This window comes from Aquidulcibacter sp., assembly GCF_049239865.1.
Classification (GTDB): Bacteria; Pseudomonadota; Alphaproteobacteria; order Caulobacterales; family Aquidulcibacteraceae; genus Aquidulcibacter.
Window position 1 is genome coordinate 19008 of the sequence record NZ_JBMLTR010000224.1, and the last position, 17432, is coordinate 36439.

The 17432-nt window shown below is 55.6% G+C and carries 12 protein-coding genes and 1 tRNA gene; 9 read left to right on the top strand and 4 right to left on the bottom strand.

Features of this window, described 5'->3' with window-relative positions; genetic code table 11:
* Both ACOVRA_RS16760 and ACOVRA_RS16765 read right to left on the bottom strand, forming a co-directional pair.
* Entirely contained in the window at nucleotides 1-843 is an 843-nt protein-coding gene (locus tag ACOVRA_RS16760; RefSeq protein ID WP_421721284.1) for a class I SAM-dependent methyltransferase, read from the bottom strand.
* On the bottom strand, nucleotides 836-2377 hold the full coding sequence (locus ACOVRA_RS16765; protein ID WP_421721285.1) for an acyl-CoA synthetase: 1542 nt from the start codon (nucleotides 2375-2377) through the stop codon (nucleotides 836-838). The genes ACOVRA_RS16760 and ACOVRA_RS16765 overlap by 8 nt, the downstream gene beginning before the upstream one ends.
* Nucleotides 2378-2622: 245 nt before the next feature.
* Here ACOVRA_RS16765 and ACOVRA_RS16770 point away from each other — a divergent pair, with 245 nt between their 5' ends.
* A complete protein-coding gene (locus tag ACOVRA_RS16770; RefSeq protein ID WP_421721286.1) occupies nucleotides 2623-5148 on the top strand; it encodes a TonB-dependent receptor plug domain-containing protein in 2526 nt (841 codons plus the stop codon).
* Nucleotides 5149-5222: 74 nt separating this feature from the next.
* On the opposite strand, the gene ACOVRA_RS16775 is transcribed toward ACOVRA_RS16770, so the two are convergent.
* Nucleotides 5223-5858, bottom strand: a complete 636-nt coding sequence (locus tag ACOVRA_RS16775; protein ID WP_421721287.1) for a beta/gamma crystallin-related protein — start codon at nucleotides 5856-5858, stop codon at nucleotides 5223-5225.
* 187 nt (nucleotides 5859-6045) lie between these two features.
* Entirely contained in the window at nucleotides 6046-7854 is a 1809-nt protein-coding gene (gene ggt, locus ACOVRA_RS16780; RefSeq protein ID WP_421721288.1) for a gamma-glutamyltransferase, read from the bottom strand.
* A 113-nt stretch (nucleotides 7855-7967) separates the two neighbouring features.
* Here ggt and ACOVRA_RS16785 point away from each other — a divergent pair, with 113 nt between their 5' ends.
* From ACOVRA_RS16785 to ccoN, 8 genes are all read left to right on the top strand, one after another.
* Nucleotides 7968-10913 carry a M16 family metallopeptidase gene (locus tag ACOVRA_RS16785; protein WP_421721289.1) on the top strand — a complete coding sequence of 982 codons (2946 nt, stop codon included), beginning with the start codon at nucleotides 7968-7970 and terminating at the stop codon, nucleotides 10911-10913.
* A 123-nt stretch (nucleotides 10914-11036) separates the two neighbouring features.
* Nucleotides 11037-11600, top strand: coding sequence for a hypothetical protein (locus ACOVRA_RS16790; RefSeq protein WP_421721290.1), 564 nt, complete (start codon nucleotides 11037-11039; stop codon nucleotides 11598-11600).
* A gap of 87 nt (nucleotides 11601-11687) precedes the next feature.
* Nucleotides 11688-11764: transfer RNA gene (locus ACOVRA_RS16795), tRNA-His, on the top strand.
* 107 nt (nucleotides 11765-11871) lie between these two features.
* The gene (locus tag ACOVRA_RS16800) at nucleotides 11872-12930 is read left to right on the top strand and encodes an NAD(P)/FAD-dependent oxidoreductase (RefSeq protein WP_421721291.1); all 1059 of its coding nucleotides are present in this window, start codon (nucleotides 11872-11874) and stop codon (nucleotides 12928-12930) included.
* 46 nt (nucleotides 12931-12976) lie between these two features.
* The gene (locus tag ACOVRA_RS16805) at nucleotides 12977-14146 is read left to right on the top strand and encodes an acyl-CoA dehydrogenase family protein (protein WP_421721292.1); all 1170 of its coding nucleotides are present in this window, start codon (nucleotides 12977-12979) and stop codon (nucleotides 14144-14146) included.
* 110 nt (nucleotides 14147-14256) lie between these two features.
* Nucleotides 14257-15261: a hypothetical protein gene (locus tag ACOVRA_RS16810; RefSeq protein WP_421721293.1), complete on the top strand. Its 1005-nt coding sequence runs from the start codon at nucleotides 14257-14259 to the stop codon at nucleotides 15259-15261.
* Nucleotides 15262-15277: 16 nt separating this feature from the next.
* Nucleotides 15278-15436, top strand: coding sequence for a hypothetical protein (locus ACOVRA_RS16815; protein ID WP_421721294.1), 159 nt, complete (start codon nucleotides 15278-15280; stop codon nucleotides 15434-15436).
* A gap of 457 nt (nucleotides 15437-15893) precedes the next feature.
* Nucleotides 15894-17426 (top strand): cytochrome-c oxidase, cbb3-type subunit I, encoded by a 1533-nt coding sequence (gene ccoN / locus ACOVRA_RS16820; protein WP_421721295.1) that lies wholly within the window; start codon nucleotides 15894-15896, stop codon nucleotides 17424-17426.
* Nucleotides 17427-17432 lie beyond the last annotated feature (6 nt).

The window sequence follows — 17432 nt, forward strand, 5'->3', positions numbered from 1 at the left end:
CTAAGCCTTACGCGCCTCAACCACCCAAATCGCGCCACCGAGCGAGAGATAGCCATCTTTGAGGCGGGGTTCGATCGCTGTTTCCATTTTTTCCCGCACCATGGCGACAGTCTCGTGCGGCAATTGGGCTATTGGCAGTGCGGCAGGACCAACTTCCATGACGTAATCGGCTGTCTCAATGGCCCCTTTGGCTGAGCCCATCGGCATGGCTGCGTCCACCGGGGTGAACTTAATGTCGGTTAAGCCTGCCGCTTCCAAAATGGCTGTCGTTCTTTCTGGATTGGCAAAGGCAAACGGACTGGGCGCATCTGGTGGTGGCGGGGCAGGAGGTTCGGTCACGCTGACCAAAACCTGCATCGGCATCGTCACCCATTCGTTCTCTGCAGGTGGCCGCCAACAGACAAACACGACCCGACCGCCGGGCTTCAGTTGCTGAACCATATGGGTAAAGGCTGCGTGCGGGTCATCAAAGAACATCACACCAAAGCGGGAGATCAATAGGTCAAACGGGCTGTCGAACACAGCGTCCGACGCATCAGCTTCCAGGAAATTGACGCCCGCGCGGTCGCCCGCGCGCTTTTGGGCCAGCGCCAGCAAGGAGGTTGAGATATCAACCCCCGTCACCGTGTGGCCCAGATCTGCGATCATCAAGGAGGTTTCACCAGAGCCACATCCGACGTCGAGAACATTTTGAGAGGCGCTGCCTTCAAGGCCAGAAGCCTGCATTAAGGCTTGCGTGAAGCCTGACAGCATGGCGTCAATATCGACCTGCCGTCTGGTCCAGCGTTCTCCCGCAAATGTGTTCCAGAGTTCTTTCTGCGCTTGGTTTTTACCTTCAGACAAGTTTGCTCTCCCGACCGGCCCAATAGCGGTCGCGAAGCAACCGCTTGTAGAGTTTACCGGTGGGATAACGCGGCAATTCCACCATAAAGTCAATGGAGCGGGGTGCCTTTACGTGGCTGATGCTAGCTCGGCAAAACGCCAGCAGCTCAGCCTCTAATTCGGGGCCGGCATCAGCCATATCCATCGGCTGAATCACGGCTTTGACCTCTTCGCCAAATTCTTCATTCGGCACGCCAAAAACGGCAACATCTGCAACTTTGGGGTGGGTTACCAGCACATTTTCGCTTTCTTGCGGATAGATATTCACCCCGCCAGAAATGATCATGAAGGCCTTGCGGTCGGTCAGGAATAAGAAGCCTTCCTCATCGACATAGCCCACGTCGCCCAAAGTCGACCAGCCTAAAGCATTGCGGCTGTCAGCGGTTTTCTCGGGACTGTTGTGATATTCGAACTGCGGGCCATTGGCGAAAAAGACGGTGCCAGACTCCCCAGTAGGCACAACATCGCCATCTTCGCCAACGATCCGAAGCTCACCCAAAAGCGCTTTGCCGACGCTGCCTTTTTTGCGCAGCCAGTCGTGCGGCGAAATGGTGCAAAAGCCATTGCCCTCGGTGCCTGCGTAATACTCATGTATAATGGGTCCCCACCAGTCCATCATTTGCTGTTTGATTGCAACCGGGCAGGGGGCCGCTGCATGAACCGCCATTTTGAGCGACGAGAGGTCGTAGGCTTTGCGGATCGCTTCATCTAGCTTCAGCATGCGCACAAACATGGTCGGTACCAATTGGCTGTCCGTGATGCGGTGACGCTCTACCGTGGCCAAATAGGTTTCGGGCTCAAATTTCTCCATCACAACGACGGTCCCACCAATCTTGTGAACCGACATGCACCAGCGCAAAGGCGCTGCGTGATACAAAGGGGCGGGCGAGAGATACTGACTGTCTGCTGAGATGCCATAAATCGCTTGCGCCATCATTTGCAGCGCATTGGGCGTATCAATTGGCGCACCGGTTAGCGGAATTTTGATACCCTTCGGCCGGCCCGTGGTACCCGACGAGTACAGCATGTCGGCCCCAGCGCTTTCGTCAGCAATTGGATCTTTTGGCTGGGCGTCACGCGCATCAGAAAAGGATGAGTGCCCTTTTGGATCGCCACCAATCACCAGAACAGGAATTTTCACCCCTGCATTGCCGAGCGCTTCTTCGGCTAATGCCAAAAGATTTGCCCCAACAAACAGCACTTTGGCGTGAGAATCCGTCAAGATGTAGGCGATCTCATCGACCTGCAGTTTTGTGGATAGACAGGTGAAATAAAGGCCCGCGCGCTGGGCACCCCACGCGATTTCAAAATAGTCTGGGCAATTGTCCAAGAGGACCGCGATGGCGTCGCCTGCCTTCAGCCCTTGTCCGCGCAACAATTGGGCAACTTGATTAGAGCGCGCATTAAGCTCCGCATAGCTTAATGCCTCGCCAGAACCGGACATGATGACGGCGGGCTTATCCGGTGTTTGTGCTGCATGGTGAACTGGATGCATGGACGTCTCCCAAAGTGCGAGATTCTTCGTGATCTCGGCGCCGCGTTAGTCGTGGCACCCCAAGCGGAATGATGCAAGTCAGTTCCGCGTGAACCTGAAATTGTGACCATTGTGCAACATCTGTCCTGTTAAGGCGGCGATTCACCCCCTCAAAGTCACGATTGTGTCAGGCGCTGACTTGAAACCTCAGGGATCGGACGTCACATGCCCCCCCGAGAGTTTGTACCCACTCAAGAGGAAAAATCATGGAAATTTCAATTCGCGCGATGATCATCGCGATGGGCGCTGCCGCTTTGGCTGCGCCAGCGTTTGCGCAAGAAGCCCCTGCTACGAAGGAAGCCGAAGTCGTTGTTGTGACCGGTACTCGGGTTGCTGCGCGCTCTGCACTCAGCACCGCTGCACCTGTGGACGTCGTATCGTCTGCACAATTGAGCCAGCAAGGTTCGCCAGAATTGAACCAACAATTGGCAACCGCTTTGCCAAGCTTCAACTTCCCACGCCCTGCGATCGTCGACGGCACCGACTCTGTTCGTCCAGCTACCTTGCGCGGCTTGGCACCAGACCAAACCTTGGTGCTTGTGAATGGCAAGCGCCGTCACACGGCGTCTTTGGTCAACATCAATGGATCGATCGGTCGCGGATCTTCGGCAGTTGATTTGAACACCATCCCAAGCAGCATTCTAGAATCTGTTGAAGTGCTGCGCGATGGCGCATCGGCTCAATATGGTTCCGACGCGATCGCCGGCGTGATCAACTTGCGCCTGAAGCAGCGTCGCGAAGGCGGCAATGTCACTGTGTCCTATGGCCAACGCCAAACCACCGTGAACACCGATCCAGCACCTGCTTTGCCAAATGGCACCACGAACTTCACGGCTGCTAACATCGTCGCAAACCCAACGTGGCAATCGATCCGTTCGCGCGATGCCAATGACGGTGCAACCACCACGGTCAATGCTTGGGTCGGTTTGCCTTTGTTCGAAAATGGCTCTTTGACTATTGCTGCGGAAATTCAAAACCGTGAGTCGATCAACCGCCAAGGTTATGACACCCGCCGTCTTTATAACTTGCTGCCAGGGGGCGCGCTTGACCCTCGTGAAGCCACCATCAACCGCTGGAATCAGCAATATGGTGACGGTGAGCTGATCCAAGGCACCTTGTTTGCTAATGCCAGCATCGATTTGACCGACACCACCCGCCTGTATGGTTGGGCGAGTGTCCAAGGCCGCGATTCCACTTCGGCAGCCTTCTTCCGTTGGCCAGCCGATAGCCGCAACGTCGTTGAAATCTATCCAAACGGCTTCCTGCCCAAGATCAACTCACTGATCACGGATAACTCGTTCGCTCTGGGCATGGAAACCAAGTGGAATGGCTGGGATGTGGATCTGAGCTTAAACCGCGGTTTCAACGAGATGGAATTCGTGATCCGCAACACGCTGAACCGTTCATTGGGCGTTGCTAGCCCAACCTCGTTCAACGCTGGTGGCTTCAATAACACCCAAACCGTCGTAAACTTGTCGGCTGTAAAGGGCTATAATGTTGGCTTGGCGTCTGACTTAAACGTCGCTGTCGGCCTTGAAGCGCGCCGCGATCATTATGAAATCTTCGCCGGTGAGCCAGGCTCTTACTTCCAGCAAGGTTCGTTCGTTGCCGGTTCGCAAGGCTTTGGCGGCTTTAAGCCATCCAACGAAATCGGTGTGTCCCGTGACGCCATCGGCGGTTACATCGACCTCGAAGTCAACGTAACCGATGCTTTGTTGGTTTCGGGTGCCGTGCGCGTTGAAGACTACACCGACTTTGGCAACAATGTCAGCGGCAAGGTCTCGGGCCGCTATGACTTCAATGAAATGTTCGCGCTGCGTGGTTCGGTTTCCAATGGTTTCCGCGCACCAAGCTTGCAACAGCAATTCTTTACCGCCTCATCCACAAACGTGGTTGCAGGTGTACCTTTGGAAATCCTAACCGTGCCATCGACCTCGCGGATCGGTCGCGCGTTGGGCGGCACAGAGTTGAAGCCAGAGGAATCGGTAAACTACTCGCTGGGCGGCGTTCTGCGCTTTGGTGACTTCAACGTCACGTTGGACGCTTACCAAATCGAGTTGACCAACCGCATCGTATTGTCGGAAAACTTGAACCAGCCAGCCGTGACAACTTTGTTGGCTGCCAATGGCATCGTCGGCATCAACGCGGTTCGCTTCTTCTTGAACGGTGTGGACAGCACCACCAAGGGCGCGGATCTGGTTGCCAGCTACCGTTTGCGCACCGACTTTGGTCGGTTTGACTTTACGGGCAGCATGAGCGTCAACGAAACCAAGCTGGACAAGACCCCAGTCATCCCAGCTTTGACCGCCATTGGGTTGACCCCAACCCAATTGTTCAACCGGATCAACACGCTGACGCTGACCGAAGGCCAGCCAAAGCAAAAGGCCTCGTTCAATACCAATTGGACGCTCGGCAAGTTTGGTACGACGTTCAAGGCCACCTATTATGGTGAAGTGACTGAGCCCGGCACCGATGCCGCGCGCGATATCGTCCTGTCCCCTGAGGTCTTGTTCGACATCGAAGGCCGCTACAAGCTGACCGACAAGATCAGCCTGACCTTGGGCGTTGAAAACGCAACCGATGTCTATCCACGCAAGACGCCAGGCACCACGGTCCTGACGCCATCGACCTTCACAACCTTGAACAACTCGGGCGCATCTGCGTTCTCGCGTTATTCGCCATTCGGCTTCTCGGGCCGTTATGTGTACGGTCGCGTCTCGCTCGACTTCTAATCGGCGAGAGACTCGTTAAAAAGAGAGGCCGCGGTGGGAACACCGCGGCCTTTTTGTTTTCGGTTTAGGTCAGACTAACGGCGGCAGAGAACGTCTTCCAAATTGCCATTGCGATCTTGGCCGGAATAGACTGCGTCGCGGAGACCTTGGTCGCGGCAGAATTGGTTTGCGTCATTGCGGCCACCAAACTGGCCTTGGGAGACCGAGCCGGGGAAGAAAACGGTGGCACGGCCCGATGTGGTTTGACCAGTGTAACGGGGTGGTGTTCCACCTCCATAGCCTGGGCCGTACCCGCCGCCCTGGCCAAAGCCACCACCTGGAGGGCCGTAACCGCCGCCGGGGCCATACCCACCGCCTAGGCCGGGGTTTATGACACTGCCTCGACCAACATAACGCACCGAGGAAATGCGACCCCTGAAGGATTCCAGATTGGGGATGGAGTCGCTGTAGGTCCGGCAACGGCTGCCATAATTGGCATCCAAACAGACTTGCCAATCGCCGCGTGCCACCAAACTGCCGGCAGCTTCGTCGAAATTGAGCTGGCGCAGGTCAGGCGCGTCGCCGGTTATGGTCACAGCCTGTCCGCGGAAATCGGTTCCGGCGTACAAAGTGATGGAAGGGCGGCCACGGTCAAAGCGCTGGGCTTCCGCAGCAGGGGCACTGGCCAGAGTGGCAAGGCCAGTTAAGGCAAGTATCAGAGCTTTTTTCATCTTCAGTCTCCAGACGCAGGCACCAAGACCGAGTGCTTGGGGCGATGACCCTCTTTTTAAAGCGCGCCATCTGAACGACCTGTGAGGTCGCCATTTCATTTGCGTTCATCTTTGGCTCAACGCACGAAACGAAAAAAGGGGCCATGTGAACACGGCCCCTTGGATATTTACGAAGTTGCACCAAGCCTCAATAGGCCAAGGCTGTGCCATCCTTGCGGCTTTCAGTGGCGGCTTCATAGGCCCCTGTTTTGGGGTCGCGCTTAATAGCCTGATAGCCGCCAAAATCACCGTCAGCGCCACTCAAGGTCCAGCCCTTCTGGGTAAGGCCTGCGCGCGTAGCATCGGGATAGCCAGATTCAAGGGCAACTCGGCCCAGTCCCGGCTTACAGCCGCCTTCAGGTTCGCAACCGCCCTCATGTCGCCAACGAGGCGCATCGCCTGCCGATTGGGCGTCCAAGCCATAATCGATCATATTGACGACAATCTGGGTTTGGCCTTGTGGCTGCATCGCGCCACCCATGACGCCAAAGGCCATAAAGGCTTGATTATCCTTGGTCACAAAGCCCGGAATGATCGTATGGAAGGGCCGCTTGCCGGGTGCATAGACGTTGGGCAGCGCTGGATCGAGCGCGAAGGCTTCCCCCCGGTTCTGGAACATAAAGCCCAAGCCATCGGCGACTAGGCCAGAACCCATGCCGCGATAATTGGACTGGATCAACGCGACCATCATGCCGCTGGAATCTGAGGTGACCAGAAATGTGGTGTCGCCCTTCTCAAATTGGCTGGGGTCGCCGGCACTTACTTCGACTGTTGCCTTGTTTGGATCGATCAGCCCGGCACGGCCTTTTAAATAGGCCGGGTTGATCAGGCCCGAAGTCGGAACTTTTGCAAAGGCAGGGTCAGCCAAAAACTTCGCGCGATCTTCAAACGCTAAGCGCTTGGCTTCTATTTGAAGGTGTAAGCTTTCTGCTGTGCCAAATCCTGCGCCTGCTAAGTCAAACTGATTGAGGATGCCCAGCATTTGTAGTGTGGTGACGCCTTGGCTATTGGGCGGCAATTGCCAGACATCATAGCCACGATATTTCACCGAGATCGGCTCGACCCATTCACTCTTATGGGCTGCAAGGTCGCTCGCCCGCAGGGGCCCGCCGATCCGGCGCATATAGGCGTCAATTGTCTGGGCGATAGGACCTTTGTAATAAGCGTCCCGTCCGCCACGGGCGATCAAGCTAAGGGTCTTGGCCAGATCGGGGTTTTTGAAAACTTCGCCTGCTTTAACGGGGCCATTGGCGAAATAGGTTTTGCGGGCATTGTCAAACTCTTCCACTTCCCCCGCTTTGGCACGCTCTTCGAGGCGTTTGAGATTTCCCGCCATATAATAAGCAATCACAGGCGGGACGGGGGTCCCGGCTTCGGCATAAGCGATCGTTGGAGCCAATACTTTGGCCATGGGCAATTTCCCGAAGCGGCTGTGCATCGTGTACCAAGCATCGACGGCCCCGGGTACGGTGACGGTCAAGCTGCCAAACGACGGTCTGCTACCGGGGATTCTGGTCTTGATCTTGGCCTCGCGTGCTGCGCGATCGGCGAGGCTCATGCCCATGGGCGCGCGGCCAGAGCCATTGATGCCGTAAAGCTTTTGCGTCTTGGGGTCCCAGATCAGGGCGAACAGGTCGCCACCAATGCCGTTGCCAGTAGGTTCCAACAGGCCCAAGGCCGCATTGGCGGCGATTGCAGCATCTACGGCCGTTCCGCCTTGTTTCAGTGTGTCTATGGCAATCTGGGTCGCAATAGGCTGGGCAGTGGCCGCGGCCCCATTCATGCCATAGGCAGGGCTGCGGGTCGCAAAGGCTGGTCCGGCGATACGGTCGCCTGGACGAACGATCCCTATGGTTGGATTTGTTTGAGCTTGCACGCTTTGGAGGGGCGCGAGTGCAAGACTGCCTGCCAGCGCACAAGAGCCGATTTTCCGCCAGAAGTGAGTTGAGATTCGCATGCGCCTAGCCCCCTGAGCTGCCGTTTTGAGCTACTGTAAACAACATTGTCATCTCCGTCATCTAGCGTATCTGCCACCTTGGCAAAGGGTTTAACCTGTGGTTGGATCGTTCCATGATTAAACATTGCATTGTTCGCACCGCTTCGCTTTTTTGTATTTCAGTTTTGCTTGCCTTGCCCGCTCTACCTCAACAGGTTGCAGCCCAAGCCATTAGCCAGACGCGCCCAGTCGCGGCCACGCCGCCCGGTGCAGTTTGGCCGTGGGAAGGATCGGATCTTAAGCCCAGTAAAGATGTGGTCTATGGCGTTTTGCCGAACGGCCTGCGCTATGCCATCCGCCCTAACAAATTACCGGAAAAACAAGTGTCGCTGCGCTTTCGGATTGAGGCGGGCTCGAAGTACGAGCGTGACGATCAGCGTGGCTTTGCCCATTTCATCGAGCATATGGCGTTTAACGGCTCTACTAATATTCCCGAAGGTGAACTCACCAAGACGATGGAGCGTTTGGGCGCAAGTTTTGGTAGCCACGTCAATGCGCATGTGAATCTTGAAGAGACAATGTATAAGCTCGACATCCCCAGCGCCGATGGTGGCAGGTTGGATACGGCTCTATCGATTTTTCGCGAGACGGCCGATCGTCTGTTGTTGAAAGACGATGCGATTAAGCGCGAGATCGGCGTGGTCATTTCCGAGATGAATGACGGTGATGGGCCGGGGCGACGGATATCGCGGCAAATCACTGAATTCTTGTACCCCAAAGACATCAGCACGCTGCGCGATCCTATTGGTGTGAAGGAAATCTTGGAGACTGCGACTGCCGCCAAAGTGCGCGAATTCTACGAAACGTGGTATCGGCCAGAGCGCGCTGTTCTAGTGGTTACAGGCGACGTGGATGTGGAAGCCACAAAGGCCCTCATCACAGCAAAGTTCTCAGATTGGAAGCCGAAAGCGGCCAAAGCACCATCTGATCCGAACAATGGCACGTGGGACGTGAGCCCACTTCGGGCCAAAATCATTGTTGAACCTGAGCAGCCCATTGTTGTTATGGTGGCGCAGAGCCGTCCCGATGAGACCGATTACGGCGATCTCGACACACAGGCGAAACGCAAATGGTCGGGCTTACAGTCCCTGGCTCAAGGCGTCTTCCAACGACGGCTCGCCCGCCTTCAATTGGTTGATAATCCGCCTACCTTGGGGGTCTTTTATCAAAAGGTGACAGATGAGAATGGAATAACGGCCACTTTTGCCGTTCTGCCGAGAGAGGACGCGTGGCAAGAGGCCTTGAAGACTGTTGTGATAGAATTGCGTCAGGCTTTAGCCACCGGCTTCACAGCGGCAGAAATTGAAGAAGAGATCAAAGAGAACAGGCTTGGACTTGAGCGCGCAATTAAGGAAGAGCCTACGCGCCGGACGACAGGGATATCCGGCTCATTGATCGGTGCGCTTGGTGCTGATGGCGTGACAACCAGTCCGCAAGATAATTTGGCCATTTTTGACCAATTGGCTGCAGCTGCAACGCCAGAGGCGGTCAATCGTGCTTTCGTCTCTTGGTGGCAGGGTGGGGATCCAGCGCTAATTCTGATTGCTAAAGCACCAGTCAACGGCGGCGAAAAGACGGTTCTTGATGCTTGGAAAACCGCCATGGCCGCTCCGCTGCCCAAACGCGAGGAGGTCAAAAAGGCTGAGTTTACACCCCTCAATCTTGGGCCTCCGGGCAAGGTCAAAAAAGTCGAAGAACTCGCGCATCCTAAAGCCAAAGTGGTGATTTTTGAGAACGGTGTGCGCCTGTCCTTCATGCATACCGATTATACAAAAGACCGCGCCAATATCCGCATCGGGATTAATGCGGGCCATTTGGCCTTCCCACAAGATAATCCTTTCTGGTCTACATTTGCCGATGCTGCATGGGGTGGTGACGGTGTTGGAGATTTGACATTGGATCAATCGATCAGCGCCTTTGCAGGTCGGTCAACTTCATTAGCCTCGGTCCGGATCGATCCGGACACGCTGGAAATGTATGCAAGCCCAGCGATCGCGGATTTGCCTGAGCAATTGCAAGTCATGTTGAGCCAAGTGGTTGAACCACGGATGGGTCCACGTCCTGCCCGTCTGGCGCGGGATGCTCTAAAGGCAAGTTGGGACTCCTACACTCAAACGGCCTCAGGGGTATTTGGGTTCTATGAGCCAACTTATTTTGCAACCGGGAATCCCATCTACGCTGAGCCAAACCTACAAAGAACGCTCGAGAGCGATGATGAGAAAGGCAAGGCAAGGTTGAAGCGCTTGCTCGGTGAGGGGACGATCCATGTCGTTGTTGTTGGTGACGCGGATTTCGATGCCGTAGTAGTCGCTGTCGCCAGGACCTTTGGTGCCCTACCAAAGCGCGCCGGATTGCCGCTTAATACAGCACAATTGGCAACGATCCGCTCCGTTCCCACTGGCCAAGCCGCGCGGGTTTTGAACCATAAGGGCCCACCAGAACAGGCAATTGTCCATGTGTCGTGGCGTACCAAGGGCGGCATCGATCCATTTGAGACGGAGCGTTATTATGTATTGGCTAGCATCCTTCAGTTGCGGTTAACTGACAAAGTTCGTGAGGCTGCCGGTCAATCCTATTCACCCGACGGCGGTTGGACATATTCAAATCTCGCCGACCTTGGGCGTTTCTACGCCCAAGCTTCAGTAACACCCGATCAAGTCAAACCAGTGGAAGCCATAATTGATGGGATCGCGGCAGACTTGGTAAAAAATGGCGTCACCCAAGACGAGCTTACACGTGTGATAGAGCCTGCCGTCAAAGGTCGCCCGCGCGCCCGCCAGAGCAATAGTTTCTGGTCATTCATCTTGTCAGAATTGGATGCGCCAAAACTACCTGGATCACAAAAGGGCTTTGTTCGCGACCGCGAAGCAGGAACCGAGGCCCGCCTTCTTGCGATCACCCCCGCGCAATTGCACGAGATCGCCAAGCGCTATCTCGTGCCGCAAAACTCGATCCGTATTCAGGTTGTGCCGGAAAAGCCTGCACCGTCCGACTCTAAAGCTACCGCAGCAAAGCCCTGACGGGGTAGCTAGGCTTGATTTGCGCCTCTAGGCGGCGTAGCGGCCTTGGCTGGATAGAGGCGAGGGTTGTGTGACGTGGGCGAGAGCGTGCCGGAAAGTCAAGGTCGCAGGCGGGGCACAGGAGTGGCACTGAAGCGCCGTACCATCCTAGGCGCAGCGGCTATTGGATTGGTTGGCTTTACAAGTCACGCAGGGGCGCGTGCATACAGAGCTAATGACTGGTCACAGCTGAAGGCATTGGCCAATTTCCGTCAAGCTGGGCCAGATCATGAGCGTTTTCTCAAAGTAACCAATCTAGTTTGGTCGACGCTTGGCCAAAAAAGTCAGGCACTTGAAGTCGGCCTTTTCGAAACCGATGCGGTGGCTGCAGAGGTTTTGATTGGTGGCAAAGCTTGGGTGACGACTGGGTTTCTGGCGGCCTGTCAGTCAGAAGTGGAAGTGGCTGCTTGGTTTTGCCAACGTGCTCTTGCGCTCCAAACCAATGTCCGTGGTGAGGAATTGGACCGCAATGCTCTAAAGGCCCATCTTGCTTCAGGCTATGACCCCCGCGCGACTCTGGCGCTCTGGACCCGCTGGGCGTCTTCAAAAAAATTGCGCAATTCTAGCCGGTTCACAGACATCCCGCGAACGAGCGTCCGGCTCGGCAAATTGCGCGTCCAAATCGAAAAATTAGGCTATTTGTTCTAGCGCAAGCTGAAGCAAAACATGGATTTGAACACTAGGGGACTTGAAGAAAAAGGGCGGACAGTATATCTCCCGCCCCCTCGCATGTGTGCCGTGGTAGCTCAGTTGGTTAGAGCGCCAGATTGTGGCTCTGGAGGTCAGCGGTTCAATTCCACTTCACGGTACCATGCGAGTTTTGCCCTTTGGCCATTTATGGCCCCAGATGGCTCTTTCGACATTTCATTCTTTTGGCTGAGGGTTGAGCCTTCCCCATGACACAGCCGATCCAATGACAATGCCGAGTCAATCATCCATTGTGATCGTCGGGGCAGGACCTGTCGGCCTTTGTACTGGCATCGCGCTTCTCCGGGATGGCTATCGCGTTGCGATTGTTGATTCAGGCGTGCGTGGCGCTGGTTGGGCCTCTGGCGGCATGCTGGCACCGCTTTATGAGATGGCAGCTGATCCAGCCTGTCCGGACTCTTATGTCCAATTCGCCTTGAAGAGCGCTGAACAATGGCAACAATTGGCGCAGACTTGCGCGATCGATTTGCAAGCACCCAGCCTTTTCCTAGCTCGCACACAAGATGAAGAGGGGGCGCTTTCAGCCTTACAGCGCCGGGCCGCTACACTCGGCTTGGACCTCGAACCTGTTTCTGTGCCAAACGGCCTAACCGCACAGGCGGCCTTTAGAGCGCTAGGCGAGCGCGCGTTGGAGCCCCGTGCGGCCCTTAAGAGCCTGCTGAACCAGTTTCAAGTGCTCGGTGGCGACCTTGTCATCGGCCAAGCCGAGACACTCGCCCCGCATCGTGTTCACCTTTTGGATGGACGTACCCTTGAAGCGGAAGCAATTGTGCTTGCCCATGGCTATGGCGCGGCAAGTATGGGTCAATCTATCTCGACCTTAAGAGCCTTAAGCCCAGTCAAGGGCCAGATGGTGCGCGTGGCGCATCCAGGAATGGCTAGCCCTATAGTGCGTGCTGGCCGGATTTATCTGTTGTCGCGGGGTGGGAGCCTCATCATTGGCGCGTCCTCTGACCCGCTGGCAGCCCCCACAATTAGCGTCGACATCGATCCAGTGTTGGCACTGCTGGCCGAAGCCAAAGCCATCCTCCCATCATTGGATGCGTCTCCTGTCGTCGAGGCGTGGGCAGGGCTGCGCCCCAATACGCCGGACCATCTGCCCCTGGTCGGGGCAAGTGGAGCAGCTGGTATCTATCTCGCTACAGGGACCTATCGGAATGGCTGGCTGCTGGCACCCGCTATTGGTGCCTATTTAAGCCAGCTTATATCTGGCAAAACACTGGATGGGGTTTTGATGAACCTCTTTGCACCCGAGCGCTTTTCCAGCTAAAAGGCGGGTCATAAATGTCCGGACAAATGCACGGGAGACGAGTAGAATGAGCGACTTTGAAATGAGTGAAGAGCACCGTGCGATTGAAGAAGCCGTGGGCCGCATCTGCGCCAAATATGATGATGCCTTTTGGTCTGAAACCGACGAGACGGGCCGTTTCCCAGAGCCTTTTGTCGCCGATATGGCAGATGGCGGTTGGTTAGGCTGTGCCTTCCCAGAGGCCTATGGCGGGGCAGGACTTGGCTTGGTTGAAGCAGCACTTGTGATGAAGACGGTGGCACAGTCCGGTGCTGGTTTTTCAGGCGCTTCGGCAATCCATCTAAACATCTTTGGTCCAAAGCCGATTGAGAAATTCGGGACCGAGGCCCAAAAACAGGCCTTTTTGCCTAAACTTATTACCGGTGAACATAAGATGTGCTTTGCCGTGACCGAGCCGAATGCAGGCCTTGAGACCGCTGCAATCACCACGCGCGCTGTGCGCACCAATGAGGGCTATACGATTACGGGCCGAAAGATTTGGACCACGTCTGCCCAGCGCGCTGACAAGATCCTGATTTTGGCGCGCACCACGCCGCGCGAAGAGGCCGCTCGCCCAACCGATGGCCTCAGCCTGTTTTATTGCGACTTCGACCGCACCGCGATTGATGCCAAGCCCATCCCAAAAATGGGTCGTAAGGCGGTTGAATGTAATATGCTGTTTATCGAGGATCTGAAAGTTCCGCACGACGCTCTGATTGGCGAAGAAGGCAAGGGCTTCAAATATATTCTCTCGGGCCTGAACCCAGAGCGGGTGTTGTTCGCCGTTGAAGCCATTGGCTTGGGCCGCGCTGCACTTGGGCGCGCCGCCCAATATGCCAAGGAGCGTGTGGTGTTTGGCCGCCCCATCGGCATGAATCAAGGCGTCGCACATCCTCTGGCGAAGTCCTGGTGCGAGTTGGAAGCCGCAGAACTTTTGGCCATGAAGGCAGCCGCCTTGTTTGATGCTGGCCTTGATTGTGGCGCAGAAGCCAATGCCGCCAAATATCTTGGGGCAGAAGCTGGTTACCATGCCTGCGAGGCAGCCGTGCTGGCGCATGGCGGGATGGGTTATGCCAAGGAATATCAGGTCGAACGCATGTTCCGCGAATCAATGATTGCTCGGATCGCACCGGTTTCGCGCGAAATGATTCTCAATTTCGTGGCGGAGAAGGTTTTGGGTCTACCAAAATCTTATTGATTTCTGCATGTTAGAATTACGCTAACAGAGTCTTAACCATGTTTGGTTGATCCTGCACCTGTGGAACCGGTCGCCCGAAGTGCGGCTGAAGCGCTGTAGGAGACAAGCAAGTGACACCTGAAGCCATTGGCGGCTCACCCGTACGCCAAGCTATTGCCCACGCCTCGCGCACCACGGGCATGAGTTTCCAGTTTCTGTTGTCGACCGCTGTCCGTGAGAGCTCGCTCAATCCTAAGGCTGAAGCCAAAACGTCTAGCGCCACGGGCCTGTTTCAGTTTCTTGACGCAACATGGCTCACAACGGTCAAGCGGCACGGGGCCAAGCACGGCTTGGGCGCGGAAGCGTCGATGATTGAAATGGGGGCCAATGGCCGCCCAAATGTGTCGGACCCTGGGCTGCGTCGAGCAATCTTGGACATGCGCTATGACCCCAAAATTTCATCCCTGATGGCGGCAGAATTTGCCAGCGACAATGCAGATTATTTGCGCGGTCGCACCGGTCAAGAGCCTGAAGCCGGCGACCTTTATGCTGCGCACTTTCTCGGGGCAGGCGGGGCTGCTGAATTGGTCAATGCCGCGCGCGACCGGCCATGGGCCAGCGCTGCCGACTTGTTTCCGAGTGCAGCAGCTGCGAACCGTCCGATCTTTTATAAAAATGGGGGGGCCGAGCGCACGGTTGCAGAAGTCTTGGACAATCTGCGCGCGACTGCTAACCGGCAAGCACCCGCTGTGAGCCAGCATGAATTAGGCGACGAGCCTGCGCATTTGTTTGGCCCAAAAACCTATGCCGCTGGGACGATTGATCGGGCGCTCGCAAGCCGCTTGATGGCGAACCTACTTGAAAATGACTATTTCAACGGCCAACCCAATGACTTCATGCGCATGCTAGGCCAAGTTGCCGATGGGGAGGACAAGTCCTTGGCAGGGCTAAATCCGACCATGCTGGCTCAACTTTACGGGGCAGGGGATCGGAAGCAGGAAGAGGCAGGCCTAGATGTCATCCAGTCGATTCTGAGCATGAAGTCTATCGCACAAATTCTGTCGCCAGATGGCGCATCTAGTGGTGGCTCTGGCGATGATTCTGCACTTGGCTTTGATCTAAAAGCGCCGATCTAGGCCCTTGCCTTTTGACATGGCACTAGAAGCCGCGTCGCACGCCAGTGGCGATGCCCGTGCCGATCATCATTGCGCCTATATAACAATAGCCACAGTGCTCGCTGGCGATCCAAATAAGCTCTCGCAGAAGGCTTTGCGCACTTATGCCAACGGCATGATGGCACCAGCTGCCTAAAGTCTGGGACGTACCGGCTAACCAAGGTCCTAAAGCGATTAAGAGAGCGCCGACACTTATCAACGCGAGCGCTATAATGCGATTATCGTGCAAAATAGGCGATTCTTCAGTGGCTTGATCGGTAATAGCCTTAAAAGTGCGCATGGAACCAAAAGCCTCTTCACGTGTTTGTGATACTGTCACCATGCCTGAAAGGCCTGATAATATCCAGCAAAAATGGCGCGCAGACCCTGCGACAAAATAACCCTTTTATTTGTGTGGAAATAGGGCGTATCACGGATCTGTGACCGGGGCACGGATGAACCGTGCTGGCTTCTGGGGGGCCTGTCTTACGATGGAACCAAACCTACTCAAATCGAAAGCGTTGCCTCGCTTCGATATTATTTTTACCTGTGGCGTCGCATTCCTAGTCGCTCTCTGGGCTATCTTCGCCACGTCGCATGCCGAAGATGTGGGCATGACTGTCCATGGCTGGATTTTCCTCGGCGCTGCCATAACGGCCGCGCTGGGCTTAGTTTTTACGGCCCATGGCACCGCACTTCAAAACGATCAGTCCACCTATAGCGATGGGGTGATCCGGTTCGGAGTGATAGCCTCCACCTTTTGGGGCATCGTTGGGATGCTGGTTGGGGTGGTAATCGCCTCGCAATTGGCCTTTCCGGAATTGCTGTACTTCAAAGACTTTGGGTTTTTGAACTTCGGGCGCTTACGGCCCTTGCATACGTCGGCAGTCATCTTCGCCTTTGGAGGCAATGTGCTGCTCGCAACTAGCTTTTATGTGGTTCAGCGCACCTGTCGCGCCAGATTGTTCGGCGGTATGCTGCCTTGGTTTGTGTTCTGGGGCTATCAGCTCTTCATCGTTCTGGCCGCAACCGGCTATTTGATGGGCGTTACTTCCGGCCAAGAATATGCCGAACCCACCTGGCACGTGGACTTGTGGTTGACGGTCGTTTGGGTCGCCTATCTTCTGGTGTTCCTAGGCACGCTGTGGAAGCGGAAAGAGCCACATATCTACGTGGCTAATTGGTTCTATCTGGCCTTCATCGTCACCATTGCCATGCTGCATGTGGTGAATAATTTGGCTGTGCCAACCTCACCCTTTGCCACCACGTCTTATCCTTTGTTCGGTGGCGTGCAAAACGCGCTGACCCAATGGTGGTATGGCCATAATGCCGTGGGCTTCTTCCTGACGGCGGGCTTCCTCGCCATCATGTATTATTTCATTCCCAAGCAAGTGAATCGGCCGGTTTATTCCTATCAATTGTCGATCGTGCACTTCTGGGCCCTGATCTTTATCTATATCTGGGCTGGCCCGCACCACTTGCACTATACGGCTTTGCCACAATGGGCACAGACCTTGGGGATGACCTTCTCGATCATCCTCTGGATGCCCAGCTGGGGTGGCATGATCAACGGCTTGATGACCTTGTCTGGCGCTTGGGACAAGTTGCGGACAGACCCCGTGCTGCGGATGTTTGTGGCCTCGCTGGCTTTCTACGGCATGAGTACGTTTGAAGGCCCAGTGATGTCGGTGCGGGCGGTCAACTCGCTCTCCCACTACACCGATTGGACCATCGGCCATGTGCATTCAGGTGCTTTGGGTTGGGTCGGCATGGTATCGTTTGGTGCCCTTTATGCCCTGACGCCTTGGCTGTGGAAGCGCGAGCGACTTTATTCCTTGAAGCTCGTTGAGATGCACTTCTGGCTCTCCACCATTGGTATCTTGTTCTACATTTCCTCCATGTGGGTGTCGGGTATTCAACAGGGTCTCATGTGGCGCTCCTATAATGAGTTTGGCTTCTTGACCTATTCCTTTGTGGAAACCGTCAAAGCCATGCACCTGCCCTATATCGTCCGGGCAATTGGCGGCCTCCTCTACCTCATTGGCACCTGCATAATGGCCTATAATCTATGGCGGACGATCGATGGGGCCGTCGCCAAGAAAGAGCCGCTTGTCCTCACCAATCCTAACCTTGTCCCCGCTGAGTAGGAGCAA